The organism is Neisseria zalophi (assembly GCF_008807015.1).
Taxonomy (GTDB): Bacteria; Pseudomonadota; Gammaproteobacteria; order Burkholderiales; family Neisseriaceae; genus Neisseria; species Neisseria zalophi.
Map to the genome: position 1 here is coordinate 2,235,104 of NZ_CP031700.1, position 20,225 is coordinate 2,255,328.

Consider the following 20,225-nt stretch of genomic DNA (forward strand, 5'->3'; position numbering starts at 1 on the left):
GATTTAGTGGTCTACTGCCTGACCGGCACCGCGCGGATAACGCACGCTTTCTACCAAATCTTGTACGTCTTGAGGTGGTGCTTTGCCTGAGCTTGAAACAATAAACGCTACGACAAAGTTAATGATTGCACCCACCGCACCGAATGATAATGGCGAAATACCGAGCAACCAGTTGGCTTCTACATTTTCAAAGGTATTGGTACCAGGGATAAAGAACCAACCCATGTATAGGAAAATATACACACAAGTGGAAATCAAACCGGCCAACATACCTGCAATAGCACCCGTACTATTAATCCGTTTTGAGAAGATACCCATCATCAAAGCCGGGAAAATAGAAGCGGCGGCAATACCGAAGGCCAAAGCAACCACTTGCGCTGCAAAGCCCGGCGGATTAATACCCAACCAAGTCGCCACAACAATAGCAACCGTCATGGAAATACGGGCAGCCATTAATTCGCCTTTTTCAGAAATATCGGGTTTCAATGTTTTCTTAATCAAGTCGTGCGATACGGCTGAAGAAATGGCTAACAGCAAACCGGCTGCGGTAGACAATGCGGCAGCCAAACCACCTGCGGCAATCAAACCGATAACCCAGCTTGGCAGATTGGCAATTTCAGGGTTCGCCAATACCAGAATATCATTGTTAACCGTTAATTCGTTGCCTTTCCATCCTCGTTCGGTAGCAGTAGCTTCGAAAGTATCGGATTTATCATTATAGTATTGGATTCTGCCGTCGTCGTTTTTATCTTCGAACTTCAGCAATCCTGTATTTTCCCAAGTTTTCATCCATTGCGGACGCGCTTCATAGCTCAAGGCTTCGGATTGCGAACCATTCGGATAAATCGTATCAACCAAGTTCATACGAGCCATAGAGCCTACTGCGGGTGCCGTTGTATACAGCAGCGCGATAAACACCAATGCCCAACCTGCAGAAGAACGTGCATCGGATACTTTAGGCACGGTGAAGAAGCGGATAATCACGTGCGGCAAACCGGCCGTACCAATCATCAGCGACAGCGTAAACAAGAACATATTCAATTTATTCGGCACATCGGCGGTATAAGCATTAAAGCCCAAATCCGTTACCAACATATCCAGTTTTTGCAGCAACGGCAGGCCGGAAGCGGTATCCGTGCTAAACAAACCCAATGCGGGCAACGGGTTGCCGGTGATATTGAAAGAAATGAATACGGCCGGAATGGTATAGGCAATAATCAACACCACATATTGCGCCACCTGCGTATAGGTAATCCCTTTCATACCGCCCAAAACGGCATAGAAAAGCACTACGACAGCAGCAATCAGCAGACCCGTCGTATTACTTACTTCCAAGAAGCGGGAAAACGCCACGCCCGCACCTGTCATCTGACCGATAACATAAGTGGTTGAAGCAATAATCAAACAGGCTACAGCCACTAAGCGTGCAGTACGGCTGTAAAAACGATCGCCGATAAAATCGGGAACGGTAAACTTACCGAACTTACGCAGATAAGGTGCCAGCAACAACGCCAGCAATACATAACCGCCCGTCCAGCCCATCAGATAGGCGGAAGCGCCATACCCGTTCATCGCCAGCAAGCCGGCCATGGAAATAAATGATGCCGCACTCATCCAGTCGGCACCGGTTGCCATACCGTTCAATACCGGATGCACACCGCCGCCGGCAACATAAAACTCTTTGGTAGAGCCGGCACGCGCCCAAATGGCGATACCGAAGTAAAGCGCAAATGATGCCCCTACGAAAATCAAGTTAATTACAAATTGGCTCATGCTTTACTCCTCATCTACACCGAATTGCTCATCCAGCTTATTCATCCGCCAAGAGTAGAAAAAAATAATAGCGATGAATGTCAAAATCGATCCTTGTTGTCCGAACCAGAATCCCAAATCGGCACCGCCTACCTTGATACCGGCAAGCAACGGCCTAAACCAAATGGCGAAGCCATAAGAGCATAGCGCCCAAACAACCAGGCAGGTTAGAATAAGCCGTACATTGGCTTTCCAATAACCAGCCGCGTTATGTTTATCAGCAGACATGATTGCTTCCTCCTTTGTTAGCTGAAATATTTTTATTCAAATAAAATTTTATATTAAATTAAGTCATTATCTCACGATAAAATCGGCTATCTTCAAGCAACCCGCACAATATATATTAACTACGTGTCACTACATTCAGAATAGCATAGATGAAATCTATTGCAACACATTACTTTACAATCACCATTAAAAAATAAATAATTATTTGATTAAAAATATAAAAAATATTTAAATCTATTAACTTATTAAAAAATAATGCCTTAATTTGGCACCCTTGCCCATAAAAAAAAATTATTGCCGCCAACAAATCTTTGAATGGCACCACCCTATTTGGTATTAGACCATTTACTGGTTTCAAAAGATTCAATTTCTCTAGAAGCGCAAACGAAAGATATACAATCCATCTACCCCTATCTGATTTATATTTACCTTTCAACTTTCGCAACATAATGTTGTGCTTCTTTGTTTGACTGTAATTGGTATAAAATAAAGAAATTTTTATGATGGCCCAAGCCGGAACTACTGCCTAACCGATATAATTTTCAACATAATTATTAAGTATAAGCAGCCACATATTCGGTTCAATAATATTTTATAAGGCCGTCTGAACATAATTTCAGACGGCCTTATACTGAAAAATAAATGTCTTCGGCACATTTATCTTAACAAACAAAAATATTCACTAAAGGAAACACACCATGCCTGCCTACCGCTCCAAAACCTCTACCCACGGCCGTAATATGGCCGGCGCACGCGCTTTATGGCGTGCCACCGGCGTATCCGACGAAGACTTCGGCAAACCGATTATTGCCATTGCCAACTCATTCACCCAATTCGTCCCCGGCCATGTTCATCTACACAATATGGGACAATTGGTTGCCCGCGAAATCGAAAAAGCCGGCGGTTTAGCGAAAGAATTCAATACCATTGCCGTAGACGACGGCATTGCCATGGGGCACAGCGGCATGTTGTACAGCCTGCCCAGCCGTGATCTGATTGCCGACTCAGTGGAATATATGGTGAATGCCCACTGTGCCGATGCGTTGGTGTGTATTTCCAACTGCGACAAAATTACACCGGGCATGCTGATGGCTGCCATGCGCTTGAATATCCCGACCGTATTCGTTTCGGGCGGCCCGATGGAAGCCGGTAAAGTCATCGGCGTGGCCAATATTACCGACGAACGTAAATTAGACTTGGTGGATGCGATGGTAGATGCCGCCAATGATCAGGTTTCCGACGAAGCGGTTGCTGCTGTCGAGCGCTCCGCCTGCCCTACCTGTGGCTCTTGTTCCGGCATGTTTACCGCTAACTCAATGAACTGTCTCACCGAAGCCCTCGGCTTATCGCTGCCGGGTAATGGTTCGCTACTGGCTACCCATGCCGGCCGCAAAGAGCTGTTTTTAGAAGCAGGCCGCCTGATTGTTGAGATTACCAAACGCTACTACGAACAAGACGATGCTTCGGTATTACCGCGCAGCATTGCCACCAAAGCTGCTTTTGAAAATGCTATGAGCCTTGATGTCGCCATGGGCGGTTCAACCAATACCGTATTGCATCTGCTTGCCGCTGCCAGTGAAGCCGAAGTGGATTTTAAAATGGCCGATATCGACCGTATCAGCCGCCATGTACCCTGTTTGTGCAAAGTAGCACCGGCAACGCAAAAATACCACATGGAAGACGTTCATCGTGCCGGCGGTGTGATGGGCATTCTGGCCGAATTAAACCGTGCCGGCTGCCTGAACACCGATGTTTCCACCGTTCACGAAAAAACACTGGCCGACGCCCTGAATAAATGGGACGTGATGAACGAGGCCAACGAAAAAGCAAGAGAACGCTATAAAGCCGCACCGGGCGGTATCCGTACCACCGAAGCATTCTCACAAAACCGCCAATGGCCGAGCCTGGATTTAGACCGTGAAAACGGCTGTATCCGCGACAAAGCCCATGCTTATTCGCGAGACGGCGGCTTGGCAATATTGTTCGGTAATATTGCCGAGCGCGGCTGCGTGGTAAAAACCGCCGGCGTGGACGACAGCATTCTTACCTTTAGCGGCCGCGCCCGTGTGTTTGAAAGCCAAGACAGCGCCGTTGCAGGTATTTTAGATAATCAAATCGTGGCTGGTGATATTGTGATTATCCGCTATGAAGGCCCCAAAGGCGGACCGGGTATGCAGGAAATGCTGTACCCCACTTCTTATTTGAAATCCAAAGGTTTAGGCAAAGCCTGCGCCCTCTTAACAGACGGACGCTTCTCCGGCGGCACTTCCGGCTTGAGTATCGGCCACGTTTCTCCCGAAGCAGCCGAAGGCGGCGCCATCGGTTTGGTACACGAGGGCGATACCATTGAAATCGACATTCCAAACCGCAGCATCCGTTTGGCCGTGAGCGATGAAGAACTGGCGCAACGCCGTGACGAAATGAACAGCCGCGGTGCCAAAGCATGGAAACCGGAAAGCCGCGAACGTGTGGTTTCTAAAGCATTACGCGCTTATGCCGCCATGACCACCTCCGCCGACACCGGTGCCGTACGCGATGTATCCCAGGTAGAGCGTCAGTCCTAACCTAATATTAAACCGACAACAGGGGCAGCTTATACCCGCCCCTGTTGATTTAAATCTTTAGGATTAAGATATTTTCAGACGGCCTATCTATTAACAATAAAAACTTGGATACAAACAGCAATAAATATCATAACCATGCATTCGGATAATCCTACTATTCGCTAGAAATTAGTCCGCTTGTTATAATCCACGACCGATTTGAAAAATGAAGAGTATATGTCCCGACAAAAAGCCCCTTTTTCCACACGTCTGATGCGTTTGGGCAAATTAGTGGTCTGGCTGTTTAAAACAGGCCGTAATTTAAACAAAATTGATGGTACCAATGCCGAAGAACGCAATCAGGCATTGATTACCTTAGGCACCACCGCCTTACAAGCCGTTGATGCCAAACTCAACGTCTCCACGCCACCGGAACATTTCCAAATCAGCGGCACGCTATTGGTATCCAATCATGTTTCATGGCTAGATATTTTTGCCATGAGCGCATTATTGCCAAGCAGCTTTATCTCCAAGCAGGAAATCAGCAATTGGCCTGTATTGGGCAAAATGGGGCGTAATGCCGGTACGGTATTTATTAACCGCAATTCGCGTAAAGATGTCGAACCGATTAATCAAGCCATCTCAGAAGCTTTAAGAAACGGGCTGAATGTCAGCTTTTTTCCGGAAGCGCGCACATCTCCAGGATTGGATACCCTGCCGTTTAAAGCGGCATTGTTTCAATCTGCTATCGATAGCAATGCACCGGTTCAGGCTGTCGCCCTGCGTTATTACGACCATGAAGGCCGCCGTACAGAGCTGCCTTCTTATGCCGATACCAGCTTAATCAAATCACTCTGGCGCATTGTTTCCATGCCGCAGCTTCATATACGGGTAGACTTTGCCAAACCGATATATCCGCATGAACACCCCGATATCGACCGTTTCCAGCTCAAAGAAATGGCCGAAGCCTATGTGCGCGGAAAAGTTTGTGAAGATGCCGATAATAATGACATGGTTTAAAAACCCTGATAGATATCATCCAATATAAAAGAAGCCGTCTGAAAAGTTTCAGACGGCTTCTTTTATATTAAAAACAATATCTTTAATGAAAATATCTACAACAATTTTTCTATCGGCAATACCGATAAAATTTTCACCGTCAACCGCTTCCAAAAACCTGCCTCGGGCTCTTTATTAGACACTTCCCCGTCTTCCGGATCTCGCCATTGCAATTTATGGTGTTTATCCAGCGTCACCTTGTAGGCATATTGCGGTGTGGTTCTTTCCAAGGTCTGCTGCATGGTTTCTGCCAAACCCGGGCTTTCAATCACCACGCCCATTTCCGTATTCAATCGCGCAGAACGTGGGTCAAGGTTAAACGAGCCGATAAACACACGCTGTTTATCCACAATAAACGTTTTCGCATGCAGGCTGGTAGACGAACTACCTGTCAAACCACGGTCTTTACTTCTTGGTACGGCATGATTGGCTTTCAATTCATATAAGTGGATACCGGATTGAAGCAGCGGTTTACGATAACGGGCATAACCCGAATGCACAGCAGCCACATCGGTTGCCTGCAAAGAATTGGTTAACACCGTAACCTCAACGCCATGTTCAACCAACTCTGCAACCGCACGAGTACCCTCTTTAGTCGGTACAAAATAGGGTGACACCAAATAAATTTCCTGCTCCGGCGAACCGAGCGCTTCATCTAATTTCTCGCTGATTTGCGGCTTATGACGTGCGCGGTCCAGCGCTTTGCCCGGATCATCGCTCACCAACATGGCTTTCACATACCGCCAATCCACCTGTTTGTTTTTAATGGCTTTAAATAGTTTTGAATCTGTTAAGTCATTATAATAACGTGCCAATACGGTTTTTTTCTCATTGTCGTCAATCACCAGTTCGGCAAAGCCTTCCTCCACTTTGCCACGGCGTACAATACGGTCAAACGGATACGCCGAATCGCTTGCCCAATAACGGTCAAAATCCTGAGAAACTTCCGTCACCACACTTCCTGTTGCCAAAATATCCAAGTCGGAAAATGACGTATCGGCACTAATATTAAAATATTCGTCACCAATATTACGACCACCTAAAATCGTTGCCTGATTATCTGCCGTCAGCGATTTATTATGCATACGACGGTTCAGACGGGGGAAATCGGTCAAATATCCGAGTGAGCGCCATCTACGGTTAAGAAACGGATTAAACAGGCGCACTTCAATATTGGCATGACTGTCGAGCGCAGCCAAAACATGATCCAAACCATTGGTATTGTTATCATCTAACAACAGACGTATACGAACACCACGCTCTGCAGCACGGTGCAGCATATTAAACAGTATTTTGCCTGATACATCGTTATGCCAAATATAATATTGCAAATCCAGTGTGTGCTCAGCCGAATCAATCAATGTTGCCCGGGCAACAAAAGCATCATGAGCGTCATCGAGCATATAAATACCGGAAATACCCTCCTTCAGCCCGTCTTTCTCAGTCGATAGCGGGTTTAATGTATCAGCCAACCGTGAGGAAGGCGGTATGTCGAGATAAGTGCTGACCGTCCGTCCTTCCAATGAAGGCAAGCTCAAACAGCCGCTCAGTAAAAATGAAAACATCAGACAGACAATATAAAGTGGTTTCATACAGTTATATATCACGTTTCAGACGGCCTCCCTGAAAAACACATAAGCCTTGTTTTATAGAGGTTCAGGCCGTCTGAAAATTATTTAATCCGGCCATATTGTAACCGTATTTTCATATTGACCCCATAAATGCCTATGGATTAATCAGCATTATCAATGCCATCAGAAGCACCTTATTACACAAAACTACATAAAAGCAAAGAGCAAGCCACCTGTTTCCCAAATTTATTCAAACAACAAATAGCCTGCATAAGACAACGCCCCACCGCCAATCATCAGCCATACCGCCAGAATACCCGCCAATATCAATGGCCGGATACCGGCTGCCCGAACAGCTTCCCAACGCGTGGTCAACCCCAACGCTAACATTGCCATAGTCAACAACAAGGTATCTATATTTAATATGGTCGAATGCAAAGATGGCGGCAGCTCAATCGCACTATTCACCGCCACCATTACCAAAAAGGCCGGAACAAACCACGGCATAGCAATTCGCCTCCTACCACTGTTTTGCCCGTTTTTGCCTGACATCAACCAAGATAAAGCCACCAGCAACGGCGCCAACATCATCACCCGAATCATTTTGGTAATTACCGCCACATCGGCCACCGTATCATTCACTGCCGCACCGGCCGCCGCCACCTGCGCCACCTCATGCACACTTGAACCGGTATAAATGCCCCAAGCAAACCATGCACTCGAAGAAGCATCGGCCGGCAGAATCCAAACGGCCAGCAACGGATAAACAAACATCGCCAGCGTTCCGAACACCACCACCGTCGCCACCGCCACACCGACATCATGATCTTGCGCTTTCAATACCGGTTGTGCCGCCAATACCGCCGCCGCACCGCACACCGCACTGCCCGCGCCCACCAATGCCGCCGTTTTATCATTCACATGAAAACGCCGCCCCAGCTTCACGGCCAACACCATCGTTACCGCCACAATCACCGCATCGGTAAAAAATGCCGGCCACCCCACATAAGCCACTTGAGCCAATGTTAACCTGAAGCCGTAGAGCATAATGCCCAACCGCAGCAAATGCCCTTTACTGAAAGCAATGCCCTCCAACCATAATTCAGGAAACCGTACAAATAAAGTATTGCCCGCCGCAATACCCATTACAATGGCCAATGTCAGCGGGCTAATCCCCCATGCCGAAAGCGTTGCCGATTTCGACAACCCTATACAGACAACCGAAACACCCAATAGAGGCAATAGCTGGCCAAGCCATAAAAAGCGGGACGGCATTATTCTTCTCCATCATTCAACTGTTTTAACGATATATTAGGTGTACAAATATTTGGAAATTTATTAGTTAAGAACCTTATAGCGGCAAACTAACTGCCACCTCAACGACAAACTACTTAACTTTCTACTTAAAGTTAAAGCTATTGCCAAACTTAAATCGGATATCATTTAAACCAACATTATCACAATAAACGTTTTGCCTGCTACCGCACTTTGCAAATATCCTAATTTTATTTAAGATAAAAGATAACGTATTTATAAATACGATAAACCCCATTGGAATATTTTTTATGGCAAACACATTAAACGAAGTGATTACGGCTGCCTACTATCTATTTTCCAATTATCATGCAAATCCCCCACTTAATATATGCCAATGCAATAGCTGCATACCTTTAGACGAACAACATAATTTTCTTGCAATTCCTTTACGCGAGCTTCCGCCTGAATGGCTACAAAGCTATCTATCGAGCGTTCCACTCAATGATGAATACTCTTATATTCAGGAAGTTAAGCATTTCCTGCCACGTATTCTTGAATTATTGGCACAAAAAAAAGAATTGGGGGTATTGACTGAAACCACGCTCAGTAAACTTGCCCTAAATCATAATGATTGTTGGAACCCTGATGAACAAAAACTCATCCGGCAATTTGCACATGCGTTCACTTCTTCACTTTTTACTGAAGAAGCATGGCAAACCACCTACCGTAGTCATATAGCCAATTACCTTCTGATGTTTCACTGGGCAGGCCTAAGAATTACCGACGAGCTTACTGCACGCTGGAATGCTTATGCGCACACTTTACCTGCCCTTAGTGATTTTATTGATATATATCAACATATAAACTGGGAATACAATCGTGTCAGCTGGAAAAAACTACTCCATCTTCCTGATTACTGCCCCCAACGTGATGAGTTTATTGCACACATGGATAATTGGTTTAACCAAAAAAATACCCGTCGTATTTTTCATACAGCCTTAGAAGAAGCGCTATTACACAATCGAGAGCCGTCTGAAGAAACAGCCCTTTGGGAAAGTGTCTACGACTGGCTGGAATATGAATAATACATGAAATATGTATTTTGCTTACTTCGCCTTCGGCGTGGCCTGATAAAACGCAAACTTCAAATCCTCACCATCTATTTCCCATACCGACACGGCATGGTTGTCCAATTTTTTTAATTGGCCGCCAACCAAAACATCGGCGTTAAACTCAGCAAATACCAAAACACAGCCGCCCAAAACACGAACTTCATAAATCGGGTAATCAATCCGCTGATAATCATAAAGGCCGGACTGCACTTTTTCCATAAACGACGACAATCCGTCTACTGAGCCGCCGCTATGTACATAACGTAGGCTAGGGCTGCACATCGCCGCAAATTTCTCAAATTGCCCCGCAATCATATAGCCTATTCGTTTTTTCTCCGCTTCACGGACCATCGCTGCCCAATCTTTAGCCGATTCCATATTTATCCTTTCCTTTTCTATCATTCTTACACTTTGCATAACGTATACCGTTATTATCGTTCCAAATTATCACAAAGATTGTTCTGATTTTCAAAATATTATATTTGCCGACAATATCAATACATGACACATAAAAACACAATAAAATTAAAAAGATAAATATATTCAACCTACTAAAAAGAAAAACCACTATGATAGGTAAAGCCGCATATCCTAATGAATACGCAATTTGCCTGTTAAATTATTTTTGGCAATTTAATTGCCCTTAATATAGTTATTGAATAATAACGCTAGCTCGTCTCGGGTGTAATGAGCATTTAATTCGTTTTGCATAATATCAGCAAATTGTTTAAATTCTTGGATTTCTATCTGTTCTGTATGTGTGTCATAAATTTTAAAATAGCTGCTATCCCTTAGGGAATAAATGGCATCATCCCCCAAGCAAGACATAATCAAATGATTACGCCATATAGTTTCGGGATTCATGTAGCAATAAAAATTACTCACTTCAAAATCTGAATCTATATTTGCAATTAAATCAAACTCACTAATATTAAATTTCTCTTCTTTTTGAATCATTTGTAGCGTATAAATATCTCTTTGCTCATCCACAGGAAAAACATGATATTGGATGCCCAAGTGGCTCATCATAGGCTGAGGGGCATTAAGTTTGAGGACAACGCCGGGGCTGCGGAAACCAACGCCAACATCAATTACATAGGTGTCACCTTGATAAGATAATAAGGTAACCCTGTGCGTTAAGGGAATTCTAGGTTTTTCATTATTGACTATTCGTGCCAAATGCTGACCGACTTCAAATCCTTTGGCCTTGAGTACTTCATACATGAGTTTGTTTTGTTCGAAGCAATAGCCCCCTCTTCTTTTAACCACTAAATTGTTATAAACCGATTCAATATCAATAGGCACCGTTTCGCCCACTAAAATTTTAGCATTGCCAAAACAGAAAGCTTTTAGATGGGCTTGTGCCAACTGACAAACATCTTCTAAAGTTTTAATATCATCAGTGATGTTTAAAGCTTTTAAATAACCGTCAACGATTTTTTGAATGTCCATCATAATTTCCGAATTGTTATCTATACATTATCGACATAGTAAAAGTATTAAACTTACACAATCCAATTTTAGATATCAGATTTTATAGAGTTTCAATACCGCCATCTTCGATATCAAGACAAATACTATAAAATCACACCCCATAAAACAAGCCTGCCGAATCCTTTCAGACGGCCATATATACCATCCGCCCCAACAAAACAACTTAGGCCGTCTGAAATAAATATATTCAATAAGTAAGCACAATAAAAAATGAAAGTACCCGAGCACCAAACCCCACCGACACATCTACGCCCACCCAGCCGAACAACCTATCTGATAATATATAAAATAATCATTTAGTTTATTAAAAACTTTTTTAAAAATAGCATGTTAGCAACAAGTTGCTATACAATACAGTTTTTAGAACCTATCCGGCATAACCACAAATGAATCAAAATACGCCAGAATCACTGTATCAAAAAGGGCATGACATCCTACTGCACAACCCCAACAACACTGCCCAAGCCATACCCTTTCTCCTTCAAGCAGCCGAAGGTGGGCACATTGAGGCCGCCTTTCAACTGGCCGGTTGCCTGCTGAGCGGATCAGTCGGCAGAAAACCCGACTACCCCGCCGCCACTCAATGGCTGAAAAAAGCAGCCGAACAAGGCCACCTATACGCCCGCTACAACCTACTGCAACTGCGCGCCGCCAACGGCGAACCCTTCGAACAGCAAATCCCCGCCTATACCGATTTAGCCGAACAAGGCATTCTGCAAGCCCAACTGCGCCTGCTCGAATACTACGCCGACCATAAAAACCCCAAAGCCGTTTATTGGGCAGAAAAAGCCGCCGAACAAGGCCACGGCGAAGCACAAGTCTATCTCGCCAAATACTACCAACAAGCCGCCGAACCCGATCTTGCCCGCGCTCACCAACTACTCACCCAAGCCGCCGACCAAAACATCACCGCCGCCCACTGGCTGCTCGGCAACCAATACCGCTACGGCCAATTCGTCGGCAAAGACCTACACAAAGCCATTGAGCACTTCACCCCCGCCGCCCAAGCAGATTTCCAGCCCGCCCAAACCGCACTCGGTGAAGTATTACTCGAACTCAACAACAGCGAAGCCGTTGACTGGCTGGAAAAATCCGCCGAGAAAAACGACTGCGACGCCCAAGCCGCAATGGCCGAACTCTACCTCACCGGAAAATATGTAGAACGCGACTACATCAAAGCCCGCAAATACGCCTCGGCCGCCGCCCGCCGCAGCAACGCCAAAGCCCTGCGCCTACTCGGCGACATCTTCCGCTACGGCCTCGGCATCGAAGCAGATGCCAGCGTTGCCCGACACCAATATCAAAAAGCTGCCGAACTCGGCGATATGGCCGCCCACCACAAACTGCTTTCCGACACCGCCCTCACACACAAAGAAGCATACGAAGAAGCCAAACAGGCCGCCTTAATGTTTCAAAAAGCCGATCAGGCCTACCAAGCCGCCTTCGCCTGCCACTACGGCCTCAACCGCCCGCAAGACTACCTACTCGCCCGCAAACTCTATCTTCAGGCCGCCGAACTGCACCACAGCAAAGCCCAAACCAACCTCGGCATGATGTATTACAACGGCCAAGGCGTCGATAACGACCCCGACCAAGCCGCCTACTGGTTTGAACAAGCCGCCAATCAAGGCGACACCATCGCCCAATACAACCTCGCCTGCCTGTATTACCACGGATACGGCGTTATGCCTAACACCCAAACCGCCTGCCACTGGCTGCAAACCGCCATTAATAACGGCCACGAACACGCCGCCCAACTCAGGCAGTTACTGGCACAATGGCAAAAACAAACCCCCGCCGCCTAATCATTCAAACAAACGGGCGGATATACAATCCGCCCCTACAAACGGCACAGGCCGTCTGAAAACATATCCCACAAGAACCACCATCAAAAACAATCCAACCCCATCCGTAGGGGCGGATTGCATATCCGCCCGCGCTCACACCCTAACAATGCCAACCAATACCTACCCCTACCAAAACCCCTACCCTCAACAAAAATCAACCATAACTGACAAAAAACGTCGCATGACAAAAAAATAAACTTCCTGCCGCGCAGAAAGTCACATAACCGACAAAAAACGGCACATTTTGCATAAAAAAATCTTATCAGCATAACGCCAATATCATTTAAATTCCTTTTTCATAAAATTTAAAACGAATAAAAACAATAAAATAAAAATAAAAATCACAAAATTTAACAATATGGCACAGGCATTGCTTAATACTTAGCAACCGCAACAGGCAACGCAACAGCAACGCTGAAAACGGTAAGCAGTATTCCTCTTCTTTTGATTAAAGCAGTACCCGCAGTAACAACGTGCCAAGCACATTACGGTTTACATAATACAAACATAATACTTTTTAAATTTTTTAACTGGAGTTTTAAACATGAAAGCAATGCAAAAAGGTTTTACATTAATCGAGTTGATGATCGTAGTAGCGATTATCGGTATTTTGGCAGCCATCGCCCTGCCGGCCTACCAAGACTACACCGTTCGCGCCAAAGTTTCCGAAGCTTTGCTAGCAGGATCTTCGCCTAAATCTGTTTTATCTGAAGCATTCCAAACAGACGGTATTTCAGGTATGACTGCTGCCGCTAAATCTTTCAATAAATCAGGTGGTACAAATGGTGCTAGCTATAACTCCAAATATGTTAATGCAGTTGAAATTGCTGAAGCAACTCCTTGGAAAATTACTGTATCATTAAAAGCTACCGAAGCAAACGGTATTCCGACTGGGTTAAATAATAAAAAATTATATTTGTATCCTCTTGTAAACAATGTAGCTCCAACAGCAACCTCTACTGGTTCTATTGACTGGGCATGTACCTCTGCTGCAGCTGAAACCGCAACAAAACGTTTTGGTTCTGGAGCCAAAGTAGCGGCTGATGCTACAAATGGGTTACCAGCTAAATATGCTCCGTCTGAGTGCAAATAATCTAAACTTTCTACCTTTATAAATATAAATAAAAGTTTACCCAAGAACTGTAGCATTGGTTCTTGGGTATTTATCTAAGGGAAACATAATGAATACAATATCTCCCCCTATGATCCCAACTAAATATAAAAATAGCCTAAACGGCTTTACTTTAATTGAGTTGATGATTGTGGTAGCCATAATCGGTATTTTAGCAGCCATTGCCATTCCTGCTTATAGCCAATATACCGTTAGGGCAAAACTGACGGAGGGAATTATTGCAGCTTCCCATTTAAAAACCTCAGTCATCGAATCTTATGTAAAAGGGGGCATGGTTGAAGTAAGCTCATTAGCCAAAGGACATAATGCCATACCGGCAGAAGAAAAAGGTTCCAAATATATTGCAGGCACATTTATTGATGAGAAAACAGGTGCCATTACGGTTCAACTATCTTCAGAAGATAAAGCCTCGTTACCGGGAGATGCACAAGGGCGTACATTGGTTTTTACACCATTTATGAACAAACAACCTTTATCTAATGCAATTGCCTATTCGGGTGTAGACTGGGCTTGTGCGTCTGATTCAGCAGAAACAGCCCAAAGCCGTGGTTTTACCAATATGAAAATGGGCACATTACCTGGAAAATACGCCCCTTCTGAATGCCGTTAAATCATACGGAATTTTTATCATGAACAATATAACTATAAGCCGCCGACATTTTGCCACTAAAGCATTTTTTACCCATTTAAGTATTAGCTTATTAATTGCCCTACTAATCAGTTTAATAGTATTTCAAATATGGTATCCCAACCCCTACTATAAAATGATTGGCAGCCTGAAGCTAATGGGACTGATAATGCTTGTAGATTTAGTATGCGGCCCCCTACTGACGCTAATTGTGGCAAACCCTGCCAAACCCAAAAAAGAACTCATTCGCGACTTCGGTTTAATCGGTATCATCCAATTGGCTGCATTATGCTACGGACTGTATGCTTTAGCACAATCCCGTCCGGTGGCATTGGCTTTTGATAAAGACCGTTTTTATGTTGCTACCGCCGTAGAAATCGAACCCGATCGCTTGGCCAAAGCCCCCGAAGCATTCCGCTCGCTACCCTTATTTGGCATATATCAGGTCGGCACACGGAATCCAACAAATCAAGAAGAATTTTTGGAGGGTATAAATCTCTCCATGGCAGGCATTCCCCCTGCCGCCCGCCCCGATTGGTGGATACCCCGTGCGCAAGTGGAAAAAAATATTACTAATGCCAGAATTCCGCTCAAAACACTGCTTGATCAATATCCCGACCGGGCAGCGGTTATCCGCCAATATTTAAGCAACACAGCAAAAACCGATAATTTGTATTACCTACCGCTCACATCGGAAAAAACACTGGATTGGATAATGGTATTCAACGATAAAAATGAAGCCGTTGCCTATGTTCCGGTAGATGGGTTTCAATAGCCAATAGGGCGGATAATTATATCCGCCCTATTTCAATAAAAACCTTGCTATCTCACGCCATTACAACCATCTGAAACACTTCCCCGCCGATATGAATATCGGCCAGATAGTCCCTACGGTCTTGTGTGCATATAGGCAGGCGGATATTCTTGGCTGCCCATTCGCCCCCCTCTTGGCGCACCAATTTATAGCGGTTAAAACCCATATCCATATCACGCATAGAAAAACTCACATAAACTTCTTGCGTTTCAGGCGGCACATTGTTTATCACAATATCAAACGGTGTTTGTGTCGAAACCTGTCCGACAAATTCAACCTCCGCACCATTGGGCAAATGGCAGCCTTTTTGAACATTACATTCGGCTTCTGCCATTACGCGGACATCGGGCTGGCTGTTTTTCCACCACAGCAGCCCGCCGATTTTCACTGCGGCAAAAAGCAGCAATAAAACAGCAATAAGAATTTTTTGTTTATTCGAACCAAGATTAACAGCCATTCAGACGGCCTCCGTTTCATCATCAATCAATACGGCATGCGCACCTGCTGCCAGCCATAATTTTTGATATTGCCGCACCAAACCGCTATCGGCCAACACCACCAGCGGCACCGCAACACCTTTTTCCAATAATGCACACACGGCCTCGGCAGCGGCCTGATGCCCAACCTGCCAAACCACCACATCAGCATCTTGCACACGCGGCCATTGGGCGGCATCGGAAATCACTACCCAAACGCTTTCGGCTTCAGGCATTTTACCGCGTTTGGCTAAGGCTTCTTCGCTAATCAAAATATTTTGATGCTGCGGTTCGGCCAACTCAAACGGTACAACACGGTATTCGCCCATATTATTTTCACCGTAGAATCCTGTTTTCAGACGGCCTTTTAATGTAGTCGGCACCGCCAATGCGGCCAACAATGGCCCGTTCGCCGGCAACATGGGGGATACATCGAAATCACCTGCCCGCTGCCAAGACCATGCCTGCCCTTCCCGCGCCTGAAGTTCGCCCGACCAATCGCCAGCTTCAACACGGTAAAATCTTAAATGCACGCGGGCGTGTTCATAATCGTGAATTTTGGTCAGCCACGGGCGGGCGCGGTGTATGTGAATACCCAATTCTTCTTCAAACTCGCGTTGCAAAGCCTGAAATTCGGTTTCCCCCGCTTCAACCTTGCCGCCGGCAAATTCCCAATAGCCTGCATAAGGCTTGCCCTCAGGCCGCGAACTGAGCAGATAACGGCCTTGCGCATCTAAAACCACACCCGCTACCACGCGGACTAAGGGTCGTGAAACATCCATAGTGTTAACTCTCTGATTTTTGTTAGCCGGAATATACAGAAACGAACCCTTACCGTCACCTCGACAACCGACAACCCTTCATCTAAAGGAACATATTTTGAAAGCGGAATTATATATCTAGCAATATAGAACTTAAATAAGGCTTACCTTATCAAAATATATTTGAACTTGTTCTAAACAATCGCCAAGGCCATCTGAAAATAAATTTCATTACATTAATAATATTAATATTTATTGTTAAAAATCATGAAAATACAAATATGCTATAATGTCGGGTGTTTATTTTTAATTACAAATTCTTTTCTTATTTGACATTATCTGACGAAATACAGTAAAAAATTTCATAACATACAAAAAAATTCATTCAAGGAGTTTACTTTGTCCAATCCAAAACAACCTGATAAAAATAAAAAAACAATCAGTTTCCGCTACAAACCTGCCCAAACCCGGTATTCATACCGCCACTTGGGCATGTTTGATTCCGATAAAAACTTCCAGCCCCGCAGTACTTCGGCAATACCGGATACCCGCATTGATAAATTTACTTTTTTCGGTGTGTTGGTAATTTTACTGGTTGTTACCTTGCCGTTGGTTGCCTTCCCTGAACAAGGTTCGGAATGGGTGGCTACTACCAAAGCTTTTGTTACCGATAAATTCGGTGTCGGCTATCTGGCTTTCGGTGTACTTGCCTTTATTTTTGTCATATACATTTCTTTTTCAGATATCGGCAGCATTAAATTAGGCAAACCGGAAGATGAAATAGAATTTAAAACCGGATCATGGGCTGCCATGATGTTTTGCGGCGGTATCGGTGCCAGTATTCTTTACTGGGGCACTTTAGAGTGGGTTTATTATTATCAAGGCCCACCTTTTGCTCTTGAACCCGGCTCTACCGCTGCCATTCAATGGGCCAGCACTTACGGCTTGTTTCACTGGGGGCCGATTGCATGGGCGATTTATTTGGTTCCGGCGATTGCCATTGCCTATTTTGCCCACGTGCGTAATTCGCCCGTATTAAAGGTAAGCCAAAGCCTGATGCCGCTTACCGGTGAAAAATTCGCCAAAAGCAACTGGGGGCGGACAATCGATATTTTCTTCGTTTTCGGTATGATTGGTGGTGGTGCCACTACTTTAGGCTTGGCTTCTCCACTAATTACCCACGGTTTATACGAACTTTTCGGCACCCCAAACAGCATCTATATGCAACTTGGCGTACTGTTGGTTACTACCATGATTTTCGCATATAGTGCTTATCAGGGTTTAAAAGGTGGTATTCAGTTTTTATCGAATATCAACTTTTATATGGCTATCGCATTCTTAATTTTTGTATTAGTTGCAGGCCCGACCGTGTTTATTTTAAATACCGGACTGGAAAGCCTCGGCCGCTCGCTCACACAAATGTTCACCATGATGACATGGACGGAATCCTTCGGCCAATTTGAACAGCACGGCTTTAAAAATACCGGTTTCCCCAAAGACTGGACTATTTTCTATTGGGCATGGTGGTTGGTATTCGCCCCCACTATCGGCTTGTTTATTGCCAAAATTTCTAAAGGCCGTACTATTCGTCAAATGGCGATTGGTTCGTTATTTTTCGGCTCTTTGGGCTGTGCCGTATTCTTTATCGTGTTAGGTAACTATGGCCTGTATCTGCAATTATCAGATACCTTGGATGTAGTGGCCGTATTAAGTGATAAAGGTGCAACAGCTACGATTTTTGCTATTCTGAACACGCTGCCTTTTGCCAAACTGGCGATCGCTGTATACACCGTTTTGGCCGTTATCTTTACCGCAACCACATTCGACAGTATTTCCTATATTCTTTCTTCTGTGGTGCAAAAAGAAGTGGATGGCGAACCTCATCGTTGGAACCGTTTATTCTGGGCGTTTACCTTGTGCTTTATGCCGGCCACATTGATGTTTATCGGCGGCTTGGATACCCTTCAAACGGCCTCTATTTTTGCCGGTGCACCATTGCTGATTATTATGAGTATGATGATGCTCTCTGTGATTAAAGCGGCAAAATACGACTTGTATTACCAGCCCGACTATTCGCTGAACACGATTCATATCGAAGAAATACCTTCCAATGCACCGTGGGAGCATGGCGAAACCTCGCAAGCACCGGAAGGTTCGGTATGGGCGCAACAAGCCGAATATGAAGAGATGCGCCATAGCAGCGACAGTGATACCGATACACAATCATAACGCATCAAACATAATAGGCTAAAAAGCCGTCTAACTTGCTATAAAAGGCCGTCTGAATACTATCTTTCAGACGGCCTTATCAATTAATAATTAGAGACCTTTGCGAAATAGCCCTTCACCCGACAGCCGAACTCCAAACACAGGATTTCGGCTGTTTTTGACTGCAATATCCCCTTTATTACTCCTCAGATGCCTAATTAATAGGCATCCGGCTGCCTTTTAGGCAGCAATAGGCGCACGTAGCCTGTTGGCCGCCTTCAACAGGTTCAGACATATCGCTTTCAGATGGCTTTGCGCCGCTACTTTATCCAGCCCGAAGTAGGCTGCCCGCGCATAGCGGAATTTACGGTGCAGCGTACCGAAACTCTGTTCCACTACATAACGGGTTTTCGATAAATGTTTGTTGCGGCGGGTTTGCGCTTCCGTCAGCGGACGGTTGCGATGGGATTTACTCATAATGCCGTCTTTCAGTTTATATTCTTCCAGATGCTTTCTGTTTTCCGCACTGTCGTAACCCTTATCCGCATAGACGGTGGTCTCTTTGGCAATGCCTGCCAATAAAGGCAACAGATGTTTGCACTCATGGGCATTGGCCGCTGTAATATGCAGCTTCTCAATGTAACCTTCCGCATCGGTACGGGTATGCTGCTTATAGCCTAATTGATGGTGACCGTTTTTCTTCACCCAATGGGCATCTTTGTCTTTGCTCGGTGTGGTTTGACCGGTTACCTCTCCTTCGCCATCAACCTCTATGGACTGACGTTGCTTACTGCCGGCCGTCTGAATAATCGTCGCATCAATAACGGCAGCCTGCGCCTTCTCTACTTTTAAGCCTTTCTCAGTCAGTTGGTGGTTAATCAAATCCAACAGTTCGGCCAAGGTATTGTCTTGTGCCAGCCAGTTGCGGTAACGGCAAAGGGTACTGTGATCGGGAATATTCATCTCGTCAAAATGACAAAACAGGTTGAAATCAATACGGGTAATAAGACTGTGTTCGAGTTCGGGGTCGGAAAGGCTATGCCATTGGCCGAGTAAAACGGCTTTAAACATAGCCAATAAGGGATAGGCGGGACGACCGCGGTGGTCTCTGATATAACGGGTTTTCTGACGATTCAGATACTGCTCTACCGGCTGCCAATCAATTACCTGTTCGAGCTTTAATAAAGGAAAGCGGTCAATGTGTTTGGCAATCATGGCTTGGGCGGTTTGCTGAAAGAACGTACTCATGAGAAATCCCTTAAATATCTTTGGTGGAGAATTTA

18 protein-coding genes are annotated in these 20,225 nt (G+C 45.1%); 8 read left to right on the forward strand and 10 right to left on the reverse strand.

Features of this window, described 5'->3' with window-relative positions; all coding sequences use genetic code 11:
• Positions 1 to 3: 3 nt before the first annotated feature.
• The 3 genes from D0T92_RS10340 to D0T92_RS10350 all read right to left on the reverse strand — a co-directional run bounded on the left by D0T92_RS10340 (position 4) and on the right by D0T92_RS10350 (position 2,488).
• Positions 4 to 1,773: a sodium:solute symporter family protein gene (locus D0T92_RS10340; protein ID WP_151052609.1), complete on the reverse strand. Its 1,770-nt coding sequence runs from the start codon at positions 1,771 to 1,773 to the stop codon at positions 4 to 6.
• Between the two features lie 3 nt (positions 1,774 to 1,776).
• Positions 1,777 to 2,040, reverse strand: coding sequence for a DUF4212 domain-containing protein (locus tag D0T92_RS10345; RefSeq protein ID WP_151052611.1), 264 nt, complete (start codon positions 2,038 to 2,040; stop codon positions 1,777 to 1,779).
• Positions 2,041 to 2,209: 169 nt separating this feature from the next.
• Positions 2,210 to 2,488: a hypothetical protein gene (locus tag D0T92_RS10350; protein ID WP_151052613.1), complete on the reverse strand. Its 279-nt coding sequence runs from the start codon at positions 2,486 to 2,488 to the stop codon at positions 2,210 to 2,212.
• Positions 2,489 to 2,738: 250 nt separating this feature from the next.
• On the opposite strand from D0T92_RS10350, the gene ilvD reads away from it, so the two are divergent.
• Both ilvD and D0T92_RS10360 read left to right on the forward strand, forming a co-directional pair.
• On the forward strand, positions 2,739 to 4,604 hold the full coding sequence (ilvD, locus tag D0T92_RS10355) for a dihydroxy-acid dehydratase (RefSeq protein WP_151052615.1): 1,866 nt from the start codon (positions 2,739 to 2,741) through the stop codon (positions 4,602 to 4,604).
• 216 nt (positions 4,605 to 4,820) lie between these two features.
• Complete coding sequence (locus tag D0T92_RS10360) at positions 4,821 to 5,603, forward strand: 1-acylglycerol-3-phosphate O-acyltransferase (protein WP_151052617.1); 783 nt, start codon at positions 4,821 to 4,823, stop codon at positions 5,601 to 5,603.
• 95 nt (positions 5,604 to 5,698) lie between these two features.
• Here D0T92_RS10360 and D0T92_RS10365 read toward each other — a convergent pair whose 3' ends face one another.
• Both D0T92_RS10365 and D0T92_RS10370 read right to left on the reverse strand, forming a co-directional pair.
• Complete coding sequence (locus D0T92_RS10365; RefSeq protein ID WP_151052619.1) at positions 5,699 to 7,234, reverse strand: phospholipase D family protein; 1,536 nt, start codon at positions 7,232 to 7,234, stop codon at positions 5,699 to 5,701.
• Between the two features lie 225 nt (positions 7,235 to 7,459).
• On the reverse strand, positions 7,460 to 8,488 hold the full coding sequence (locus D0T92_RS10370) for a YeiH family protein (RefSeq protein ID WP_151052621.1): 1,029 nt from the start codon (positions 8,486 to 8,488) through the stop codon (positions 7,460 to 7,462).
• A 290-nt stretch (positions 8,489 to 8,778) separates the two neighbouring features.
• Here D0T92_RS10370 and D0T92_RS10375 point away from each other — a divergent pair, with 290 nt between their 5' ends.
• The gene (locus D0T92_RS10375; protein ID WP_151052623.1) at positions 8,779 to 9,555 is read left to right on the forward strand and encodes a hypothetical protein; all 777 of its coding nucleotides are present in this window, start codon (positions 8,779 to 8,781) and stop codon (positions 9,553 to 9,555) included.
• 21 nt (positions 9,556 to 9,576) lie between these two features.
• On the opposite strand, the gene D0T92_RS10380 is transcribed toward D0T92_RS10375, so the two are convergent.
• Positions 9,577 to 9,960 (reverse strand): nuclear transport factor 2 family protein, encoded by a 384-nt coding sequence (locus D0T92_RS10380; protein WP_225315110.1) that lies wholly within the window; start codon positions 9,958 to 9,960, stop codon positions 9,577 to 9,579.
• A gap of 255 nt (positions 9,961 to 10,215) precedes the next feature.
• A complete protein-coding gene (locus tag D0T92_RS10385) occupies positions 10,216 to 11,037 on the reverse strand; it encodes an arylamine N-acetyltransferase family protein (RefSeq protein WP_151052625.1) in 822 nt (273 codons plus the stop codon).
• A 425-nt stretch (positions 11,038 to 11,462) separates the two neighbouring features.
• Between D0T92_RS10385 and D0T92_RS10390 the strand changes: the two genes are divergently transcribed.
• The 4 genes from D0T92_RS10390 (at position 11,463) to tfpZ (ending at position 15,458) form a co-directional block, all read left to right on the forward strand.
• Positions 11,463 to 12,881 carry a tetratricopeptide repeat protein gene (locus D0T92_RS10390; protein WP_151052627.1) on the forward strand — a complete coding sequence of 473 codons (1,419 nt, stop codon included), beginning with the start codon at positions 11,463 to 11,465 and terminating at the stop codon, positions 12,879 to 12,881.
• Between the two features lie 586 nt (positions 12,882 to 13,467).
• Positions 13,468 to 14,016, forward strand: coding sequence for a pilin (locus tag D0T92_RS11775; RefSeq protein WP_151052629.1), 549 nt, complete (start codon positions 13,468 to 13,470; stop codon positions 14,014 to 14,016).
• An 88-nt stretch (positions 14,017 to 14,104) separates the two neighbouring features.
• Entirely contained in the window at positions 14,105 to 14,665 is a 561-nt protein-coding gene (locus D0T92_RS11780; RefSeq protein ID WP_318527721.1) for a pilin, read from the forward strand.
• A gap of 19 nt (positions 14,666 to 14,684) precedes the next feature.
• Positions 14,685 to 15,458, forward strand: a complete 774-nt coding sequence (tfpZ, locus tag D0T92_RS10405) for a TfpX/TfpZ family type IV pilin accessory protein (RefSeq protein ID WP_318527722.1) — start codon at positions 14,685 to 14,687, stop codon at positions 15,456 to 15,458.
• 52 nt (positions 15,459 to 15,510) lie between these two features.
• On the opposite strand, the gene D0T92_RS10410 is transcribed toward tfpZ, so the two are convergent.
• Together D0T92_RS10410 and D0T92_RS10415 are read right to left on the reverse strand one after the other, a co-directional pair.
• The gene (locus D0T92_RS10410) at positions 15,511 to 15,954 is read right to left on the reverse strand and encodes a hypothetical protein (protein WP_151052633.1); all 444 of its coding nucleotides are present in this window, start codon (positions 15,952 to 15,954) and stop codon (positions 15,511 to 15,513) included.
• Entirely contained in the window at positions 15,955 to 16,755 is an 801-nt protein-coding gene (locus D0T92_RS10415) for an NUDIX domain-containing protein (protein ID WP_151052635.1), read from the reverse strand.
• A gap of 378 nt (positions 16,756 to 17,133) precedes the next feature.
• On the opposite strand from D0T92_RS10415, the gene D0T92_RS10420 reads away from it, so the two are divergent.
• Positions 17,134 to 18,963 (forward strand): BCCT family transporter, encoded by a 1,830-nt coding sequence (locus D0T92_RS10420; RefSeq protein ID WP_225315111.1) that lies wholly within the window; start codon positions 17,134 to 17,136, stop codon positions 18,961 to 18,963.
• Between the two features lie 219 nt (positions 18,964 to 19,182).
• Here D0T92_RS10420 and D0T92_RS10425 read toward each other — a convergent pair whose 3' ends face one another.
• Positions 19,183 to 20,190, reverse strand: a complete 1,008-nt coding sequence (locus D0T92_RS10425; protein ID WP_151052637.1) for an IS5 family transposase — start codon at positions 20,188 to 20,190, stop codon at positions 19,183 to 19,185.
• Positions 20,191 to 20,225: the final 35 nt, after the last annotated feature.

What these genes read in the sequence shown, in the direction of transcription:
- D0T92_RS10340 (WP_151052609.1), bottom strand. Translation starts at nt 1,773, where the DNA reads ATGAGCCAATTTGTAATTAACTTGATTTTCGTAGGGGCATCATTTGCG.
- D0T92_RS10345 (WP_151052611.1), bottom strand. Translation starts at nt 2,040, where the DNA reads ATGTCTGCTGATAAACATAACGCGGCTGGTTATTGGAAAGCCAATGTA.
- D0T92_RS10350 (WP_151052613.1), bottom strand. Translation starts at nt 2,488, where the DNA reads ATGTTGCGAAAGTTGAAAGGTAAATATAAATCAGATAGGGGTAGATGG.
- ilvD (WP_151052615.1), top strand. Translation starts at nt 2,739, where the DNA reads ATGCCTGCCTACCGCTCCAAAACCTCTACCCACGGCCGTAATATGGCC.
- D0T92_RS10360 (WP_151052617.1), top strand. Translation starts at nt 4,821, where the DNA reads ATGTCCCGACAAAAAGCCCCTTTTTCCACACGTCTGATGCGTTTGGGC.
- D0T92_RS10365 (WP_151052619.1), bottom strand. Translation starts at nt 7,234, where the DNA reads ATGAAACCACTTTATATTGTCTGTCTGATGTTTTCATTTTTACTGAGC.
- D0T92_RS10370 (WP_151052621.1), bottom strand. Translation starts at nt 8,488, where the DNA reads ATGCCGTCCCGCTTTTTATGGCTTGGCCAGCTATTGCCTCTATTGGGT.
- D0T92_RS10375 (WP_151052623.1), top strand. Translation starts at nt 8,779, where the DNA reads ATGGCAAACACATTAAACGAAGTGATTACGGCTGCCTACTATCTATTT.
- D0T92_RS10380 (WP_225315110.1), bottom strand. Translation starts at nt 9,960, where the DNA reads ATGGAATCGGCTAAAGATTGGGCAGCGATGGTCCGTGAAGCGGAGAAA.
- D0T92_RS10385 (WP_151052625.1), bottom strand. Translation starts at nt 11,037, where the DNA reads ATGATGGACATTCAAAAAATCGTTGACGGTTATTTAAAAGCTTTAAAC.
- D0T92_RS10390 (WP_151052627.1), top strand. Translation starts at nt 11,463, where the DNA reads ATGAATCAAAATACGCCAGAATCACTGTATCAAAAAGGGCATGACATC.
- D0T92_RS11775 (WP_151052629.1), top strand. Translation starts at nt 13,468, where the DNA reads ATGAAAGCAATGCAAAAAGGTTTTACATTAATCGAGTTGATGATCGTA.
- D0T92_RS11780 (WP_318527721.1), top strand. Translation starts at nt 14,105, where the DNA reads ATGAATACAATATCTCCCCCTATGATCCCAACTAAATATAAAAATAGC.
- tfpZ (WP_318527722.1), top strand. Translation starts at nt 14,685, where the DNA reads ATGAACAATATAACTATAAGCCGCCGACATTTTGCCACTAAAGCATTT.
- D0T92_RS10410 (WP_151052633.1), bottom strand. Translation starts at nt 15,954, where the DNA reads ATGGCTGTTAATCTTGGTTCGAATAAACAAAAAATTCTTATTGCTGTT.
- D0T92_RS10415 (WP_151052635.1), bottom strand. Translation starts at nt 16,755, where the DNA reads ATGGATGTTTCACGACCCTTAGTCCGCGTGGTAGCGGGTGTGGTTTTA.
- D0T92_RS10425 (WP_151052637.1), bottom strand. Translation starts at nt 20,190, where the DNA reads ATGAGTACGTTCTTTCAGCAAACCGCCCAAGCCATGATTGCCAAACAC.